The organism is Exiguobacterium sp. A1_3_1, assembly GCF_048985645.1.
In the GTDB taxonomy this organism is placed as follows: domain Bacteria; phylum Bacillota; class Bacilli; order Exiguobacteriales; family Exiguobacteriaceae; genus Exiguobacterium_A; species Exiguobacterium_A indicum.
The window spans coordinates 1-18,698 of record NZ_WBYY01000050.1 but is presented as its reverse complement, the minus strand read 5'-3'; the positions used below and the strand labels follow the sequence as shown (position 1 = coordinate 18,698).

Sequence of the window (18,698 nt, the reverse complement as noted above, 5' to 3'; positions counted from 1 at the left end):
CACTATCACATCGTTAAGATGTTCGGATCATGGCATGATGCTTGTACGGCAGCAGGTCTTGAAGCCAGCGTGACCTATTCTAAAGCAGAGCTCGCTGCATCGCTTCGTCAAGCCATCGAAGAAGTCGGATTTTCTCTTTCATTTGAAGCCTATCGAGAATGGGCGAAACGGAACAATAAACCCTCGACGAAAGCTCTATTACACCGATACGGCTCTTGGTCGGCTGCGATTCATGCGATTGAAAATGAGATCCGTCTCAACAAACAACAAGCTCAATGAACTCATCCATTCTTCAGTCCTTTCCGATCTTCGAGACGGAAAGGCTTTTTTTCATCAAAAAAAAGATGACGTTTCCGCCATCTTTTTTTGGTGTGATTCAAATGACTTTCTCTTTCCATTCATGATACGCTGCGACACGATCGCGTCCTTGGAACTTCGCACCGACATACATCGCACGGTCCGCGTTTCGGATCAAACTGGCTAGATCGCCCAGTTCCTTCAGCGTATCTATCCCTATGCTCGCTGTAATCTCAAGAGTATGACCCTCGACTACTATCGGATTAGCATGTAACGTCTCACGAATTCGTTCTGCCACGATGCGGGCGGACTCTAGATCCGTATTCGGAAGCAAGATGACGAATTCTTCCCCACCATACCGAGCCACGAGATCCGTGATTCGCGTCGCTTGCATCAGCAACTTAGCTACTTCAAATAGGACGACATCGCCGATTTCATGACCATACGTATCATTGATTTGCTTAAAGTGATCGAGATCGATCATCAATGCGGAGAAAGGATACAGATCGCGTTGTTTGATTCGACGATCCCCCCACTCTTGTAACGCACGATAATTGGGTAATTTCGTCATCGCATCCGTCCGGCTATCAATCAGCAATCGCTCTCGTTCATGTGCGCGCTCTACAGCCCATGACAGGACACGCAACGCGCGATACAACTCGTACCCAAAGTCTTTCGTAAACTCTCCACTGGCTTCAGAGGCAAGTAAGAGTGAGCAATTGATCGTCTCCGTTGCTTCAGGCTGTATGAATAAGACGGATTGAATTTCCTCTGGTAAACAATCATACAATCGAATATCCCACTCCTGTTGCATACCATAGAGTAAAACTTCCTCTTTTTCAATGATTTCCTCTATGACCTTCCCTTCTACATGGTCCGCCTTTAATTTACGCCCATCCTTTAAGGAATAATAGACACTTTGTTGTCCCTCTTCGAAATCGAATTTAATCCATGCAATATCCGGTTTGACGAATTGATTGAGTTGTCGCAGGTATCGTTCGATGATAAATTGCGCGTCACCGTCTTTCCACGCCGCTTCTTTTAAACGTTCAATTTGTTCCCAATACTCAATTCGGTCCGATGCTTGGACCGAACTACCGAGAGAACGCTTGATGATGAAAAGTGCAAACGCTGCCATTACAAGCCCGCTATTCCCGTTTCCTTGCACGACAAGTGTACTGAAAATACCATAGAGTAGTTCTGCCGTGATGACGACTGCTTCGAAGCGTAGCAGCTGAAACATGACATCACTTGGAATATTTTCACCCAAAAGAAATCGTGAAAGTTGGTATTGCAGCAATAAGACAATCCATAAAATAACGACCATCGCAAGCAACGGGATGATGTTGTCAGTTAATTGAAAGGCATCACCATGCGTCCCACCTAAGAGATTATAAGCTAGACCTGCTGGTACGATTAAGAAAAGTTCTAGCGCCACATTAAACGGATAGTTATGTAGCATCCGTCGTCTTCCGACTGGTGTATGAATCGTACGTAATTGATAAATCAACATGGTGACCTGTCCTACACAAATAGCAGAAAGCATGCCATACGTTAAAAATGTGAACAACACAAAACCAAAATGAAACGTGAAGCTCATATGTCGTCGGCGAACCGGATCGACGACAAAAATAGTGGATAATGCGGCAATCAATAAAAACGTGAACAAGTCGACGCTGAGGCTATAATCCTTAGACTTCGCAAAAAGATCGATGCCAATCACGATTAAGAAAAATACGACCCAGCTTCGAAGGAGATATTGTTGAAAACGGCGCACTCGAACTTCCCCTTCCTGTTTAATCTATTTTTTAAAATTGTAATAAATTGTTAATTCTATTATTCAATTTTTTGAGCAAAATGTCGAACTTGAATCGTTTCATTTGATACACTCATTAAAGAGGTGATCTTTCATGACAAATACGTTTACTCAATATGCTTTTGACACGTTTCACATTGATGGTCTTGATTCACGAATGCATGCCATTCGCGAGCGCATCCAACCGATTTTTCGCGATATCGGACAAGAAATCACGCCCGACTTGACCGTCGCGATCGAAGAGGACATGCACGTCCATATCGCACAACATGCTAGACGCAAAGTAAATCCGCCACAGGATACATGGATGGCTTTTTCACCAGATAAACGCGGCTATAAAAAGCATCCTCACTTCCAAGTCGGACTGTTTGATGACCATCTGTTCATTTGGCTCGCCTATATCTATGAGTTGCCGAACAAACAACAATATGCCTCACAATTACTAAAGCATACGGATTTACTAACCACACTCCCTGAAGACTTCGTCATTTCATATGATCATATGAAAAAAGATGCTGTTCCCGTACACGAGACCGACATCCATTCAGGGTTAGAACGCTTCCATGATGTCAAAAAAGCAGAATTCCTCGTCGGTCGTCACATTTCAGCACAACAAGTGAGCGAATTGACACGCGAGGAGTTGTTAGATGTGATTCGAAATACCTATTCGCATCTCGTACCACTCTATAAAACGATTAAATAAAAAGGATGGCCGAATCGGTCATCCTTTTCATTAGTTATATTTTACTAGAATTGACATGACTTGTGTACGGTCAGAGTTTAAATTTAGATAAATGTTGACCTGTTTTGAGGAAACGGTCATGACATTGAACGTTTTATCGAGTTTTGCTGTCGGATAGGCTTGTTTGACTTCCTTGACTGTAACCGTCCGTTTGACTTGTTTCGGATCATAAACGATGGCACTGACTTTCGCTTTTGCATCCTTCACACCATACGTTGAACAGTAGTGAAGGGCACGATCTGCTGAAGCAAGACCATTTCCACTTTGACACCAGTTCGAGCTCTTTTCGCCTTTGTACGCTTTATGTACTTGCGCAAGTGTCGTTTTTTCAAGAACGACTTTTCCATCGAGGGAATGTGCTTGTTTTGCTTGCGTCTGAATTTCTTGAAGCCATTTTACATCAGTTTGTTTTGTTGCTTCGACCGATTGATTATATGAAGTGCCTGACACGATGCTGACAGTGAGTGCGGCAGTTAAGATGATTCCTAAGACTTGTTTCATGCTAATGTCCTCCTCGGCGCCTATATAAAGCGTTGATAATAAACTGATTCCCCTATTTCAAAAAATTATTCAGTTTTTATAGTTTTTTTATGGAAGTTTATTTTTATTTTTTATCCATGCAAACAAAAAGAACCTAGTGTCGGCGGGACACTAGGTTCTTCCTCATTTCTTATGCATCTTAAACTCTAGGAACAACTCATTGTAATGTGCGAGCATCTTCTTCCCGAGGTTCTCATAAACTTCAAGTGTATCGGTGACTTGTTTATCAGGATAGAATCGCTCATCGGTCCGAACCGATTTGTCGAGCAGTTTTAAGCCTTCTTTGTTTGGTGTCGAATAACCGACGTAATCCGCATTTTTCGCTGAAATATCTGGACGCAGCATGAAGTTGATGAACTCATGTGCCCCCTCGACGTTTTTCGCGGTCTTCGGAATGACGACATTATCGAACCAGACGTTTGATCCTTCTTTTGGAATGACGTAGTCAAGATTTTCATTCTCGCTCATGATCTCGTTTGCATCACCTGACCAGACGACACCGAGCCCCGCTTCTTCATTCGCGAGCAATAATTTAATCTCGTCTCCGACGATTGCCTTGACGTTTGGTGTCAGGCGCATCAAGTTCGCTTTTGCTTCCTGTAGTTTCGACTCATCCGTTTCATTTAACGAATAACCGAGACTATTCAAGCTCATCCCCATCACTTCACGGGCACCGTCAGCGAGTAGAATCTGATTCTTTAGCTTCGGATCCCAGAGATCCTTCCAGCTCGTCGGTTTCTTCCCATCAATCAAGTCTTTATTGTAGACGATACCGACCGTTCCCCAGAAATACGGAATCGAGTACTTGTTGTTCGGATCGAACGATAAATCTAAAAAGCGCGAATCGATGTTTTTGAGATTCGGGATTTTTTGATGATCGATCGGAACGACGAGCTTCTCATCGATCATCTTCGCAATCGCATAGTCGGATGGAACAGCGATATCGTACGTCGTTCCTCCCTGTTCGATCTTCGTCAGCATTGCTTCGTTTGAATCGAACGTCTGATAGACGACTTTGATGCCGCTCTCCTTCTCAAACTGTTTGATCAGTGCTGGGTCGATGTAATCGCCCCAGTTGTAGATGTTCAGGACATTTTTCCCTGAATACCCTTGTGTCTCATTTAACTGATTCAAGGTGAATAAAATGACACCCGAGATCAGGAAAATCGCAGCAAATAATTGAATCAATTTTTTCAACGGTCATTTCACCTCCGGTCGCGAAAGCTTCGTAGCAGCTCGTTGGTTCAAGAAGTAGTAGCCGATGACGAGTAAGAACGTAAACAAGAAGATGACGGTCGACAAGGCGTTGATCTTCATCGAAATCCCTTGACGGGCAAGTGAGTAGATCTCAACGGACAACGTCGTAAAGCCGTTTCCTGTCACGAAGAACGTCACCGCAAAATCATCCAGTGAGTACGTCAATGCCGTAAAGAAGCCAGCGAAGATCCCCGGTGTGATATACGGCAAGATAACTTTCGTCAAGACATCCCAACGGCTTGCGCCTAAGTCGCGCGCTGCATCAACGAGCGTTGGACTCATCTCCTGCAACTTCGGCAGGACGAGAATGACGACGATCGGTACCGAAAACGCGATGTGGGACAGTAGGACTGACGTAAAGCCGAGTTGGATGCCAAGTAGCGTGAAGAAGATCAAGAACGATGCCCCAATGATAACATCCGGACTGACGATCAAGATGCTGTTGAGCGTCAACAACGACGTCTCGACCCGTTTCTTACGGACGGCTTGAATCCCAATCGCTCCGAATACGCCAAGAATCGTCGAGATTGCGGCTGATAACAAGGCGATGACGAGTGTATTCAAGACGATGATCAACAAACGTGAATCTTGGAAGACTTCCTTGTACCAATCCCACGTGAACGAATCGAAGTTCGTCATGTTGTCAGCACTGTTGAACGAATAGAATGCCAAGTAGAATATCGGAGCATACAAAATGATGAAGACTCCGATCAGATAAAGATTTGCTAGTTTCAGACGTTTCATCAAGTCGTCGCTCCTTTCTTCCGTTTCGTACTCGTCAAGGCAAGGATGATCGCCATCGCGATGATGAGGAAGACAGCGATCGTCGCTCCCATGCCCCAGTTCTGTGTCACGAGGAACTGCTGTTCAATCGCTGTACCGAGCGTGATGACGCGGTTCCCTGCAATCAGACGCGTAATCATGAACAGCGATAACGCCGGAATGAAGACGAGCTGACAGCCTGACTTCACACCATCGAGCGTCAGCGGGAAGACGACACGCCGAAACGTCGTGAAGTTCGACGCCCCAAGATCACGTGCAGCAAAGACGAGTGACGGACTCAGTTTTTCAATCGCATTGAAGATCGGCAGGATCATGAACGGAATGAAGATGTAGACCGATACGAAGACGAAACTAAAATCGGTAAAGAGAATCTGTTGTCGTCCAATTCCAATCGCTTCAAGCGTTTGGTTCGCAAGACCATACGTACTGAACAACCCGATGAAGGCATAAGCTTTCAACAACAAGTTGATCCACGTCGGTAAGATGATCAAAAGTAGCCATAGCTGTTTATGCTTCGTTTTCGTCAACAAGTAAGCGGTCGGATAACCGATCAAGAGCGAAAACACCGTAATCAAAAAGGCATACCAGAACGAGCTGAGTGTCATCGTCAAATAGGTCGACGTAAAGAAGTTCCGGTAGTTCTCAAATGAGAAGTTGCCGTCCAAATCAAGGAATGAATAGTAGACGACGAGTACGATCGGTGCGATGACGAACAAGGCAATCCAGAATAGATACGGGATGAGATACCAGTTACGTGATTTTTGCATCATAACACCCCGTCGTAGGATTCCAGACGCTTATCGAATTCTTCTTCCGTCTCGTTCAGTCGCATGACGTGAATCGCTTCCGGATCAAATGTCAGTCCGATCTGCTCACCAACCGTCGCTTTTTTCGTACTGTGGACGAGCCATTCGTTACCGACTTCATCCATACAAGCGATCTCGTAATGCACGCCACGGAAAAGTTGCGAATCGACGGTGACTTGTAGTTTCCCTTGGGTCACGTTTGTGATTTCGAGATCCTCCGGACGGATGACGATCTCGACCGGTTCGTTTAGTTCAAGACCACGGTCGACACATTCGAATTCCTTTTCGGCGAACCAGACCCGGTAGTCTTCCACCATGCGCCCTGGAATGATGTTCGACTCACCGATGAAGTCCGCGACGAAGCGGTTGATCGGTTCATCATAGATATCCGTTGGTGTGCCCGATTGTTGAATGACACCGTGATTGAGGACGAAGATTTCATCTGACATCGCCAGTGCCTCTTCTTGGTCGTGCGTGACGAAGATGAACGTGATGCCAAGACGACGTTGCAAGTCGCGGAGCTCATACTGCATCTCTGTCCGTAATTTCAAGTCGAGCGCTGACAGTGGCTCATCGAGCAAGATGACTTCCGGCTCATTGACGATTGCCCGAGCAATCGCGACACGTTGCCGCTGTCCACCTGACATCTCGGTGATTTCTCGTTTCTCATAACCGGACAAGTTGACGAACTTCAACGCGTCCGTCACACGTTTAGCGATTTCTGCTTCTTTTACCTTCTTGATGCGAAGACCGAAGGCGATGTTTTCGAAAACGTTCAAGTGCGGGAAGAGTGCATAGTCTTGGAAAACCGTATTGACTTGACGTTTGTTCGCCGGTACATCGTTGATCCGTTTTCCGTTGAAGATGATGTCCCCTTCTGTTGCTTCCGAAAAGCCAGCAATTAGTCGTAAGATCGTCGTTTTCCCACAACCCGATGGTCCGAGTAACGTATAGAACTTCCCGCGTTCGATTTCGAAGCTGACTTGGTCGAGGACGGTCTGATCGTCGTATCGTTTCGTAACGTCCTTGAATTGAATGATCGTAGTATCTGCCAATCTAGTTCCTCCTTTATAAGTATGAGTCAGTCGCAGTCACGAGGACCTTCGTCTCTTGTGTTGACTCATTGCGTAGTTGATGGATTTCTGAAGCCTTATAGTAAAGTGTCTCTCCTTGTTTTGCTACAAAAGACTGACGTCCGAGCGTCAGCGTGACGTTTCCTGCGAGCACATAGACGAACGTCTCGGCACCTGATGGTTCATACGTCTTGAATGCTCCCCCTGGCGCGAGTGTGAGCAGGACCGGTTCCATCTCTTTTTCATTCGATTCCGGAATGAGCCACGTGACATGATACCCCTGTTCCTCATCGGCATATGTCGTGACATCCTCTTCCCCATAGACGACTTTTTGATTGAGTGTATCCTCATCAAAGAAATCCTTCGGTGAGATGCCAAGGACTTCGAGGAGATGAAACAGCGTCTCGATCGACGGTGAACTGATTTCCCGTTCGAGTTGCGAGATGTACCCTTTACTCAGGTCTGTTCTTTCCCCTAGTTCCTCTTGCGTCAATCCCTTTTGAAGACGGAGGTTCTTGATTTTTTGACCGATTGAGTACAATCGACGTCCTCCTCTCATCGGCTTAGTTTAGTATAAGATGACTAAAAGTTTACTAATCACGTACCGATTATAGCGTATTTCATTATTTAATCAACTAAAACGTTCGATATTTTTTAATGTTCATTTGACAGCGAGAACGCTTACACCTACAATTAATATCAGGTACTAATTTAAGGAGGAACTTGTTATGCGGATCGCTTGGATCACTGATAGTACAACGATTTTACCGGATACGATCGCTCAGCGCGATGATCTTTCGGTCGTCCCTTTACTTGTCATGAAGGATGGAGAAAGTTTCGTCGATGGTGTCGACGTTGATGCAGAGACCGTCTATAGCTGGATTGACTCAAAACACAAGGTAACGACGAGCCAACCTTCGATCGGGAGTTTCACTGAGCATTATGAGCGGTTGAAAGAGGATTACGACGTCGGCTTCGCTGTTCACTTATCGAGTGAACTGAGCGGCACGTACAGCGCTTCCGTTCAAGGGGCAGAGATTGCTGGCTTTCGTCTGATTGCGATTGATTCCCGTTGTGGCATTTACCCGGCTGGTCAACTCCTAGCAGAAGCGATTGAACTCGTCGAAGCGGGACACTCGATCGAATCCGTCGAACAGATCATTCTCGAGCGTCGTTTCGATCATCACATTGAATTCACGGTCGCAAACCTCGATCAATTACAAGCAGGTGGACGGATCTCTTCAACGAAGGCATTCGTTGGTAACTTGTTGCAACTTCGTCCGTTGTTCCACTTCGAGGAAGGAAAGATCGTTCCTTATCAAACCGTCCGGACGTTCAAAAAAGCGCATTCGAAGATTTTTGATCACCTTGTCGCAATCATTGAACGGGGACAGGTCACGGATATTTCACTATTCCACGCGACAGCGTATGACCTGGCACTCGAGTGGAAACAACGCCTCGAATCGCAATACGATGTGCGTGTCCGGATCGATGACTTGACACCGGTTCTCGGTTCGCATACAGGAAATCCAGCGATCGGGATGTCCTTTTTGAACCCGACGCGCCGACCGTGATGACTAATGAATTTGATTTTTGGGTAAACCTTCTTTAGAGAATAAAGGAGGTTTTTTGTTTGAAAAATAATAAATGGATTTGGCTCAACTGGGTCGGCTTCATTTTCACGATTGCCGTGAACGCCCTTGATGGTGGAAAGACAGGACGAATCTCTGATTCGATCATCACATTGTTCAAACCGGCTGGGTATGCGTTCTCGATTTGGGGATTAATTTATACGATTCTACTCATCTGGTTGATTTTACAATCGATTCCGAAGTTCAAGGAACACGAACTGGCGAAGAAAATCGGACCGTGGTTCTTGATCAGCTGTCTGTTTAATGCTGGCTGGATCGTTTCCTTCACGTTTGAACTGTTCGTTGTCTCCGTTGTCGTCATCGTTGGTCTCTTGTTGTCCTTGATCGTCATCTACTCAAAAATTGACCGTGAGACGAAAGGATTACGCTTTAAGCTACCGTTCTCGCTTTACCTCGGCTGGGTATCGGTCGCGACGATTGCCGACATCTTCCTGACGATCAATGCAGAAGGTGTAACATCTTGGCTTGGAATTGGAGATGCGGGCTGGACGATGATCATACTCGTCGTCGGAGTCATCATCGCTCTTCTCTTCATGTTTGCGAACCGTGATCCGATTTATCCGCTTGTCTTCGTCTGGGCGTATATCGCGATCAACTTCGAGTCCGATAATGGTCTCGTCGATACGACAGTTCTCGGTAGCGTCGTCTTATTATTAGCCGGTTATATCTTCCTTCTCGTTCGGATGCGCCGCCAAGTCAGCGTGAGCAAGTGACGTTCCTTTCTCGTTCAAACGGCGTATAATAAGGGAAAGGAGTGAATGACCATGAACATCACATTTACACCGTCTGCTCAGGAGCGAATCCGCCAATTACGCGGTGAAGTATCCGGTCAACTGCATCTCTATTACGATACAGAGGGTTGTGGTTGCGGAAACTCTGGTATTTTCAGTATTCGCATCGTCGATGAAGCGACACCGGAAGACATGACGATTGATTCAAACGTCGGTCCTGTTCTCGTCAAGCGGTGGTCGAGTCATTTCCTCGATCAAGAAATGACACTCGATTACAACGAGGAGAAAAAAGCGCTCATCTTAAAAAGTGATGGCCAATACTTCAATACGAATGTGCTCGTGACGGATCAAACAGGCTGCGTCCTGACGGTTCGCTCATAAGCGCAAATGAAAAAGGCAACTTCCGTCGTGGAAGTTGCCTTTGTTTGTGTTCGAACAGACAGGTGCTGCGTCGAAAGCTAGATGGTCTGAGTATGATTGAATGTACTAGATGTCTGTCTGCGTCGTGCACGAGCTGGTAATATCCCAGCGCTTTGCGTCCCCCCAGACGTCGCATGCATCATCCTCGCATGCTTATCTAGTATACGAACGAAAGTCATGTTTGGATTGCCTTATCCGACATTTAGAACGGTCTCTTCGATCGCTTGCTGATTTAAATCCTTCACATGCATCGGTCTACTATAGTAATAGCCTTGTCCATAATCACAACCGAGGCGTTTCAAGAAGAGATGCTGTTCGAGCGTTTCGACACCTTCTGCGACGACTTCGATCCCAAGACTCTTCGCAAGCTGGATGATCATTTCCGTAATCGCTGTTCCCCGTTCGTCATGTGGGACTTCATCGATGAACGACTTGTCGATCTTTAAGATATCGATCGGCAAATGCTTCAAGTGCGTTAGCGACGATAGACCCGTTCCAAAATCATCGAGAGCGATTGTCAGACTAAGCTGTTTCAATTCACCAAGCATCGTCATCGCCCGGTCCAGATTCTCCATAACGGACGTTTCCGTTATTTCGAGTTGTAGTTGCAATTCACTTCCGTTCTTCAAGGAATGATGAACGATTTCTTTAATCATCATATTATGCGACTCCGATCGGAAATGCATCGCGGATAAGTTCACCGAGACTTGGCGAATGAAATAATCTTCTTTCTTCCAAATCTCCATCTGTGCAACGGTCTCCTTCAACACCCACTCGGTCAAACGATGAATTAAACTATACTTTTCAGCAAGTGGAATGAATTCCGCCGGTGAGATGAAACCGAACTTCGGATGATTCCAGCGAATTAGAACTTCCGCCTGATCCACCTTGCCTGTCGCGAGTGCGATCTTCGGTTGGTAGACGAGAGCGAACTCCTTGAAATCCGTCATCGCCCGGCGTAAGGAACCGACGATCAATTGCTCTCTTTTGTCGGAATGCAGGGAATCATCGTACACGATGAATCGATCTCTTCCTTCGTTTTTGCCGACCCGGAGAGCACTTTCCATTTGACCAATTCGCATTTCTAACGTTTCTCCCATATCCGGTAAGATGACACCCATCGTTGCTGTCAAATGGATTGGTTGATCATCTAAGTGAATCGGTTGTCGAATATCTTCTAAAATTTGTTCGAAAGTACGAAGTAATGCATCAGTAGGTACTTTTTTGATAAGAAAAAACTGCGTTCCATTATAACGAATACATGCTTCATCTTCCGATAAGGACGCACGCATCCGATCTGCAAACTCACGAATGACGGCATCTCCTTTATCAAAACCAAACGTATCATTGACCCATTTGTACCCGTCCAGGTCAAGTATAGCCATCGCCATCTCGTCTTTAGACTTTCCGTAATGCGCATCTACTTTTATCATATGGTGATCTAACCATCTACGGTTATGCAAACCGGTCAAATGATCAGTATATGCCATCATCTGTAAGGCACGTCGTTCTAAATGAATATAGAGTCCAGCGATTAAGATCAAAATCAAAAATACCGGAATGGCTACATCGTTTAAAATATTCGATGTAATAGGACCATCACCAATACGTCCTGCTTGATCAATCGGGATACAAAAAGATGTTCCTAACATACCTACATAATGCATGGAAGAGATAGCAAAGCCCATTACAATCGCAATGGGAATAAGAATTCTTTTCTTATCAACATGTCGTAGACGATGTAAGAGTAACAAGGCAACATATGCTACAGTGATCGCAATTAGGATGGATAGAGCGAACAACCCTGTTTCATAACGAATCGCGCCACCAAAATCCATTGCCATCATCCCAAGATAATGCATCATCGCAATACCTACGCCCATCAAAGAACCTGCTAAAATGACTTTGTTTCGTGTAATCGCTGATGAGTAGAGTAGATAAAAGGCGATGAAGGCAGCTAAAATAGCTGGAATGACGGATAAGAACATTAAAATCCAGTCATAACGAACCGTGACGGGTAAACCGAAAGCACCCATACCAACGAAATGCATCCCCCAAATCGATAGTCCCATCGTCAAAGAAGATAAGAATAACGCTCGTTTTTTCAAAGAAGTCGCCTTAGCCAAACGTCGATTTAATTCAAGCGATCCATACGATCCAATGATCGCGACGAGTACCGACAGTACAACTAAGCCCACTTCATAGTGCTTTGTTAAAATAATCCATTCATTCATTGTATGTGGCCTCTCCTTATAGAACTGACTTTCTTCTTAGTATCGACGGTTATGAAGTATATTTTCAGTCGAAACTTGCATTTCATGCGATTTAATTGATATTTTCTATTTTTTAGTCTTTTTTCTTAATGTAAAATGCACAAAAAAAACGAATTCGTCGTAGACGAATCCGTTCGTATTTTTTAAGTTAAAGTGCAACTGAGGCCACGATTTCTCCCGTAGGTTTCGCTAAATCCGGCTCTGGTTCGACAGTGATTGCTACAGCATCGACGTCACCATTACCTTTGAGTTGAAATACCGCTGCTGCTTCGCCGTCTTTTTCAATAATACCGTTCGCAGTCGGTGTCTCACCTTTGATGGTCCATAATTGATACAATTCTCCTTTTTTCAATGGAGGCAGATCTTTCAATTGAACGAGCATATACGACTTATCGTTTTGTGTAAATACCATGCTTGATCCCTTGATCGACTCGTTGCTTTCAAAGTTTCCCATTCCTTTAATTTCATCCATCGCCAGTGTTTCCGGTGTATCTGTACTTTCTTCCTGTGACAAAAAGTAGGCATTCGCACCAAGTGAAAGAATAAGGGCGGCAGCAATGCTCATCAACCAGCCAAGTGGGACACTCTTTTTCTTCGTTTGTTGCTGACGTGCTTGTTTAATGTCTACTGGAGTAGTCATCGGTTCTTCTTTAGGAGACTCCGTCTCTGTTGAACCAAGAACTTCTCCAAGAATACGTGCTTTCATTCCTACAGGAACAGGACGCTCCGGAAGCGATTCAGCGATGGGAAGCATGAGTTCTTCCATTTCTAAAAGTGCTTCGCGACATTCTTCGCACGTCGCAAGATGCGCTTCGAACGCGTCGCGATCTGCTGAAGAGAGTGTTCCATTGAAGTAATTGATCAAGTCATGACAACGTTCTTCCATCTCGTTCCCTCCCATCTAATCGTTTTCTTAATGCTTGAATCGCACTTCTGATACGTGTTTTGACTGTTCCGAGTGGTAAGTCAAGTTGATCTGCGATTTGTTGTTGCGTTAGTCCCTGAAAATAGACTAGTTCGATCAAATCCTGTTGTTCTGATTTTAGTTCACTTACGGCGCCCCGCACTTCCGCTGCAGTTTCGCGTTGCATGACGGTCCGCTCAACAGGTTCATCATATCCGCCATCTCGTTCTTCAACTTCAATCGTCGGTTGTCGTTTTTCACGACGTAAACAATCAAGAGCCGCATTACGCGTGATCGTCAAAATCCAAGATGAAAACTTTCCTTTTTGTGTATCAAAATCAACACGACCATTCCAAATTTTCATCCATACTTCTTGAATGACTTCTTCAGACAATCGATCATTATTCGTAAAGCGATAGGCGAATGAAAATAACAATCGCTCGTACTTCTCATACAAAGTCTCGAGTGCCTGTTCATCACCGCTACGCATCAGATGATAAAGCGATTCATCGGATTGAGTATGCATCCTTTTCCTCCTCCTGATATCAGCTTCATCATATAGTATACGAGAGCTAACACCAAATCGTTTTAGTTTTCATCAATTTTCTAAGTAAATTCCTCACCACATCCATATTCCCTGATTTCAAGAAAAGTATATCTTAAAATTCGATAGAATTGACAGTAATACCGTTATGGGCATAGCATAAAGGTATTACTCAGACGTTAGTTCTACTATGAAACGGAGGAACATATATGGATTATGATCGCAAAATGAAAAATCGCGTCAGCCGAATCGAAGGGCAATTACGTGGTATCCTTCGTATGATGGAAGAAGGGCAAGACTGTCGAGATGTCATTACTCAACTTTCCGCTGCTCGCTCCGCGATTGATCGTACGATTGGTGTCGTCGTAAGCTCCAATTTAATTGAGTGCGTAAAAGACGCCGAACAAAATGGTGACGGTCAGACAGAAGAGCTTGTGAAGGAAGCTGTAAATCTTCTTGTCAAAAGTCGCTAATTACTATAAACCACCCGTCAGAGTAATTTTTATCTGATAAAAAAAACAGGGTCAAGATTTCATTGAAATCCGATTCCCTGTTTTTTTTTAGGTTTAGTATAAAACTTTGAGTTGATCCAAGTACACCTTACTCTTAATGGTTGTTCCTTTTTTCGATGTATCCGTTTCAACAAAATACAACGATTCGATTTTAAGAGGTGTTGGCCACGTCGGATCGAGTGTCGCTTGTACCGTTTTAAATCCTTTCCAATCTACCTTCTTGACGAAATCCACGACATGTGGATTTCCTGCAGCATCTTTGACTTCTGAGCGAAGCCAAGGCGCGCGTCCATCTCCATACACATCCATCGTCAATGCACGGGCAGGAGAAGGAATGATCCATGATGCTTTTTTAATGTACATGGCTCCGTTTTGTTTCTTCCACCCTGAATAATCGTATGTCATTTCAAGTGATTGTTTGCCACTGGATTTCTGTAAGGAACTGAGACGGACAGCATAACTCGAAACATAAGGAGATTTCGCTTCGTAGACTCCCTGTTCGAAGGAATCGATGACTTCCTCTTTTTTCATAGCAGAGACGGTGACCGGTAGTCGAACCGTCTTCCCTCCAGATGAGACAGTTAGTTCTGTCTTCCCGATTTTCTTTGCAAGAATATTCCCTTTTGTAACCGATGCGGTCTCTCCGTTTGCAACCTGGTAATTGAGTTGCGAAGCAGGGATTACGACACGTCGTCCGTTTAGCCATCCTTCCGATGAAATCGCGAGGCGTTGTCCTACTTTTAACAAGATCGGACGCCCTCCATTGACTGTAAGACCGGTCAAGCGATTCGTGACTGGAATCGATACGGTTCGTTTAGCACGATCAACTTGCATCGTACCTGTCCATTTTCCAGGAGTCAGCGGTGCCGTGACTTGTAAGCCTTTGACACCTGTCCCTTTCCAAATAATCGATTTCTTCGTTGCATCTACAGGCTGTCCATTTGTATCCGTCAGCTTTAATCCAAATCCACCTTTTTCACCTACATATAATTCTTTAGGGGCAGTCAATAAAATCGTCGTCGCTACATTCGATGGAACATAATGAGTGGCTAATATTAAACCGTTCGTAATAGAGCGACTTCTTCCATCTGCCGGTACATTCGCTGTTTTAGATAAAAACTCTCCAGCGCGTCTGACCATTATCTCTGTCGATCCCCCACCATCAAATGCGAGGGCCGACGTTACACCTAAACGCTTCATTTGCTCTACTGCCTCAAGCATCGTAATCCCTTTTGAATCAAGACGAGCTTGGTCCACCGTAATGATTTGAACTGTCCCGTTTGATGTTGTACCGATGAGTGTCCGCGCCTTACGAGCGAGCATCAAAAAGCGGTCATGGTTCAATGCTAGGCTGTCTAAACTATATCCAACTCCATTTTGAATCAACCAGTTATATCCGGATACAGCTTCTTGAATATCGTTACGCATTTGAAGATTCGATAATTGAACTAGATTTAATTGTGTTGATAACAGACCATTTGATTTTTCTTCTGCTGCTTTCACAAGTGCGAGTAGTGCCGCTTTTTGTTTTCCGAGACCGACGAGGACAACTCCAGCATCGGGTAAGCGAATTTCTTTACGGAATGTCGTATCTACCGATTCAACGGTCCATTGATAGTTCTTCCCGAGTGTAAACGCCGATGTCGCTGTTCCTTTTAAATAGACGATAGCAATTTCTTTTTTCATCGCTTCTGACGGCTCAATTAGCTTCAGCATTTTTGAAGCATGATGAGCTGAACTAAAGATACCGATTCGATTCGCTAAGTTCTCGTTACGGTTAACTGAGTGGATCGTTACCCGCTTCGTATCAGTCGTCGCAGATCCGATGATACCGAACGACCCGATCTCTGGTTTCCCTTGTCCGTTGATCATGAATGATGGGAATTTTGTCGCAGAATCTTTTACACTATGACTAACCAGTACTTGATTTTGCTGAATTTGAAGTCCAATCGGTAACCCCGAAGCTACTCGATACATATCGGCATTGATCGCTGTTACGACACGCCCCCCGCTCGCTGTCACGCGACTAACTTGAGAAGGTAAAGATTCTGTTGCTAATACACGATCTCGTCCTTTCGTCGTCATCCAGTAGTTACCGGTATCGGGCTGAACCGTTATATGTCGAAATAACTGTGGTGTACCCGAAAGTGTTTCTGATTTTGTCGTATAGGTCACACCTTTTGAAATCGTTTCTGCCTGAGTGGTAGAGACAGATTGAAAAAGACAAAAAGTTGTTAATAAAATACAAATTTTCTTGAACATAACACACCTCCGTTATATATTATGCCTTTTTTAGTAAATAAATGACATAATTAATTTAGGAGAGGTTTATTTTTATTCATAACAGGTATAGAAAGTAGTTAACTGATTCCTTTTAAGCCACATATGTTGCAATCAACATATGAATCTATTCATACATGATGTAGGAGGCCTTTTCATGAGTGTATCTGTATTTATTGATGTCGCGTGTAAGACAGGTGAATCTCCTGTCTACGATGCGAAAACAAAACGCTTTTATTTTGTCGACATTCCGAATCAACTTCTTTTTTCATATGACCTTGCCACAGAAGCACTCAAGCCGTACACGTTACCAAGCGCCATCACATCAATTGCCTTGACGGACGCTCCAGACTTATTACGTGTCACGGCTGAACACGGATTTGGGACGTTTGATCTCAAGGAAGGTCATCTGTCTCTTGAGCATCAACTGTCACTGCCCGATTCTGACCGAATGAATGACGGAAAGCTCGATCCGACTGGACAATATGTCGCTGGTAGCATTAATGAAGAAGACGGTAAGACTGCTGGATTGTTCCGTCTGCGTCATGACGGTTCCATCGATGTCTTGCACGAAGACTTGACGAACTCGAATGGACTCGTCTGGTCAGAAGATGGCAAGACGCTCTATCACATCGATACACCGACAAAAAAAGTCTATGCCTTTGACTACGCTCCGGACGCACCACTTTCCAATAAACGTGTCGCCGTTGACCTTGAAGAAGAAGAAGGGTTCCCGGATGGTATGACGAAGGACGCGGAAGGTCATGCTTGGATCGCGCATTATGCTGGATCATGCATCACCCGTTGGAATCTTGCGACTGGTGAAAAACTCGATCATGTCGACTTCCCTGTTTCGAATCCGACGTGCCCGATTTTCTATGAAGATCGATTGCTCGTCACGACGGCTGCCGACGGAGATGATGCACCACATGCCGGTGCCGTCTTCGCTGTGACATTTGAATGATTCATAGAAGAGGGATCATCTTTTTACAGGTGATGCCTCTTTTTCCACATAATGCGTCTAGACGCATCTAAAAAAACAGACGATACTAAAGAAGAAAACTATTCATTTTTTTGAAGGAGTGAAGCCGATGCGTGTCACGACAATCGAACGTTTACACCAACTGCAGACGACCCCATCCTTTTTCCCGGTCAACTGCTACCTGTTTGAAGAAGCAGACAGTTTGACATTGATTGATGCCGGCCTCGGGATCAACGCAAAGGCGCTCTATCACTATATTCGAAAGCAAGAGAAACCGCTTGGTGCAATCATCCTGACTCATGCGCATGCCGATCATGTCGGTTCGCTTGATTTCCTTGCGAACGCCTTTCCTCTCGCTCAAGTCTGTATCAGTTATCGCGATGCTGCATTGCTCAGTGGGGACGAGACGCTACGCGAAGGCGAAACGACACCTTTAAAAGGTGGTATTCCGAAAAACATCAAAACACGTCCGGATCGCTTGCTCGAGAGTGGTCAACAAGTCGGAAGTCTCAGTGTCATTGCCTCACCCGGTCATACACCTGGTTCGATCTCACTTTGGCATGAAGGAAGCCGGACGTTGATCGCCGGAGATGCTTTTCAGACGCAAGGAGGACTCGCCGTCTCCGGTGACGTCCGCTGGCAATTCCCGTTCCCTGCACTCGCAACATGGGATCCGGACGTCGCCCTTCGCTCGGCTGATCAACTGACGGAACTGTCTCCGGATATACTCGCTGTCGGACATGGTCCGCTCTTTCTCGGACCGAGTTATGAGATGCGCCAAGCCGTCGATCGATTCACTCAGGTCTTGCAGACGAAAAAATCATCTCCATTCAAATCACACACTTAAAACGGGACTGTATCATGAGTCAGTCTTTCCAAAGATAAGGGTGGCAGAATGAAAATCTGCCACCCTTATCTCATAACAAAAAGAATGACGCATCACACGCAACTCCTACAGGAATAAGCGCATTTATGCGCTGTCAGAGACAAACAAGACCCGCTTTCCTGCTTGAATGAAGCAGGAAAACTGGCTTGTGTCTCGCCTGAGGAAAGGGCGTGAAAAGACGCGTCATTCTTTTTTTGAGT

At 45.0% G+C, this 18,698-nt stretch carries 19 protein-coding genes; 8 read left to right on the top strand and 11 right to left on the bottom strand.

All coding sequences use genetic code 11. The annotated features are described in order from the left end of the window. The coding region (locus F8N00_RS07390; protein ID WP_421017984.1) for a homing endonuclease associated repeat-containing protein at nt 1-279 on the top strand (279 nt) is incomplete at its 5' end. Between the two features lie 97 nt (nt 280-376). On the opposite strand, the gene F8N00_RS07385 is transcribed toward F8N00_RS07390, so the two are convergent. Beyond that, nucleotides 377-2,074, bottom strand: coding sequence for a GGDEF domain-containing protein (locus F8N00_RS07385; RefSeq protein ID WP_410756207.1), 1,698 nt, complete (start codon nt 2,072-2,074; stop codon nt 377-379). Between the two features lie 133 nt (nt 2,075-2,207). Here F8N00_RS07385 and F8N00_RS07380 point away from each other — a divergent pair, with 133 nt between their 5' ends. Next, nucleotides 2,208-2,816, top strand: coding sequence for a YktB family protein (locus F8N00_RS07380; protein ID WP_023469346.1), 609 nt, complete (start codon nt 2,208-2,210; stop codon nt 2,814-2,816). Between the two features lie 30 nt (nt 2,817-2,846). Here the strand turns inward: F8N00_RS07380 and F8N00_RS07375 are convergent, their stop codons facing one another. The 6 genes from F8N00_RS07375 to F8N00_RS07350 form a co-directional block, all read right to left on the bottom strand. Next, on the bottom strand, nt 2,847-3,356 hold the full coding sequence (locus F8N00_RS07375) for a hypothetical protein (protein WP_023469347.1): 510 nt from the start codon (nt 3,354-3,356) through the stop codon (nt 2,847-2,849). 162 nt (nt 3,357-3,518) lie between these two features. After that, nucleotides 3,519-4,592: an ABC transporter substrate-binding protein gene (locus tag F8N00_RS07370; protein ID WP_195864464.1), complete on the bottom strand. Its 1,074-nt coding sequence runs from the start codon at nt 4,590-4,592 to the stop codon at nt 3,519-3,521. A gap of 3 nt (nt 4,593-4,595) precedes the next feature. Next, complete coding sequence (locus F8N00_RS07365) at nt 4,596-5,396, bottom strand: ABC transporter permease (RefSeq protein ID WP_029342587.1); 801 nt, start codon at nt 5,394-5,396, stop codon at nt 4,596-4,598. After that, nucleotides 5,396-6,205 carry an ABC transporter permease gene (locus tag F8N00_RS07360; protein WP_058714076.1) on the bottom strand — a complete coding sequence of 270 codons (810 nt, stop codon included), beginning with the start codon at nt 6,203-6,205 and terminating at the stop codon, nt 5,396-5,398. The genes F8N00_RS07365 and F8N00_RS07360 overlap by 1 nt, the downstream gene beginning before the upstream one ends. Then, nucleotides 6,202-7,296, bottom strand: a complete 1,095-nt coding sequence (locus F8N00_RS07355) for an ABC transporter ATP-binding protein (protein WP_023469351.1) — start codon at nt 7,294-7,296, stop codon at nt 6,202-6,204. Before F8N00_RS07355 ends, F8N00_RS07360 begins: the two co-directional genes overlap by 4 nt. 13 nt (nt 7,297-7,309) lie before the next feature. Beyond that, on the bottom strand, nt 7,310-7,873 hold the full coding sequence (locus F8N00_RS07350) for a helix-turn-helix domain-containing protein (RefSeq protein WP_035396133.1): 564 nt from the start codon (nt 7,871-7,873) through the stop codon (nt 7,310-7,312). Between the two features lie 169 nt (nt 7,874-8,042). Here F8N00_RS07350 and F8N00_RS07345 point away from each other — a divergent pair, with 169 nt between their 5' ends. The 3 genes from F8N00_RS07345 to F8N00_RS07335 are packed head-to-tail and all read left to right on the top strand — an operon-like array spanning nt 8,043 to nt 10,078. Continuing rightward, entirely contained in the window at nt 8,043-8,888 is an 846-nt protein-coding gene (locus F8N00_RS07345; RefSeq protein WP_195864462.1) for a DegV family protein, read from the top strand. 59 nt (nt 8,889-8,947) lie between these two features. Next, the gene (locus F8N00_RS07340) at nt 8,948-9,679 is read left to right on the top strand and encodes a tryptophan-rich sensory protein (protein ID WP_023469354.1); all 732 of its coding nucleotides are present in this window, start codon (nt 8,948-8,950) and stop codon (nt 9,677-9,679) included. 51 nt (nt 9,680-9,730) lie between these two features. Next, complete coding sequence (locus F8N00_RS07335) at nt 9,731-10,078, top strand: iron-sulfur cluster biosynthesis family protein (protein ID WP_055969076.1); 348 nt, start codon at nt 9,731-9,733, stop codon at nt 10,076-10,078. Nucleotides 10,079-10,308: 230 nt separating this feature from the next. Here F8N00_RS07335 and F8N00_RS07330 read toward each other — a convergent pair whose 3' ends face one another. The 3 genes from F8N00_RS07330 to F8N00_RS07320 all read right to left on the bottom strand — a co-directional run bounded on the left by F8N00_RS07330 (nt 10,309) and on the right by F8N00_RS07320 (nt 13,820). Then, nucleotides 10,309-12,351, bottom strand: a complete 2,043-nt coding sequence (locus F8N00_RS07330; protein WP_421017983.1) for a putative bifunctional diguanylate cyclase/phosphodiesterase — start codon at nt 12,349-12,351, stop codon at nt 10,309-10,311. Between the two features lie 187 nt (nt 12,352-12,538). Then, nucleotides 12,539-13,276, bottom strand: a complete 738-nt coding sequence (locus tag F8N00_RS07325; protein ID WP_035396129.1) for an anti-sigma factor — start codon at nt 13,274-13,276, stop codon at nt 12,539-12,541. After that, nucleotides 13,257-13,820, bottom strand: a complete 564-nt coding sequence (locus F8N00_RS07320; RefSeq protein WP_023469358.1) for an RNA polymerase sigma factor — start codon at nt 13,818-13,820, stop codon at nt 13,257-13,259. Before F8N00_RS07320 ends, F8N00_RS07325 begins: the two co-directional genes overlap by 20 nt. 227 nt (nt 13,821-14,047) lie before the next feature. Here F8N00_RS07320 and F8N00_RS07315 point away from each other — a divergent pair, with 227 nt between their 5' ends. Further along, nucleotides 14,048-14,311 (top strand): metal-sensitive transcriptional regulator, encoded by a 264-nt coding sequence (locus F8N00_RS07315; protein ID WP_023469359.1) that lies wholly within the window; start codon nt 14,048-14,050, stop codon nt 14,309-14,311. A 93-nt stretch (nt 14,312-14,404) separates the two neighbouring features. On the opposite strand, the gene F8N00_RS07310 is transcribed toward F8N00_RS07315, so the two are convergent. Continuing rightward, nucleotides 14,405-16,612, bottom strand: a complete 2,208-nt coding sequence (locus F8N00_RS07310) for a phosphodiester glycosidase family protein (protein WP_421017982.1) — start codon at nt 16,610-16,612, stop codon at nt 14,405-14,407. A gap of 175 nt (nt 16,613-16,787) precedes the next feature. Here F8N00_RS07310 and F8N00_RS07305 point away from each other — a divergent pair, with 175 nt between their 5' ends. Both F8N00_RS07305 and F8N00_RS07300 read left to right on the top strand, forming a co-directional pair. After that, nucleotides 16,788-17,594, top strand: a complete 807-nt coding sequence (locus F8N00_RS07305) for an SMP-30/gluconolactonase/LRE family protein (RefSeq protein WP_023469361.1) — start codon at nt 16,788-16,790, stop codon at nt 17,592-17,594. A gap of 127 nt (nt 17,595-17,721) precedes the next feature. Continuing rightward, nucleotides 17,722-18,459, top strand: coding sequence for an MBL fold metallo-hydrolase (locus F8N00_RS07300; RefSeq protein WP_058264625.1), 738 nt, complete (start codon nt 17,722-17,724; stop codon nt 18,457-18,459). Nucleotides 18,460-18,698: the final 239 nt, after the last annotated feature.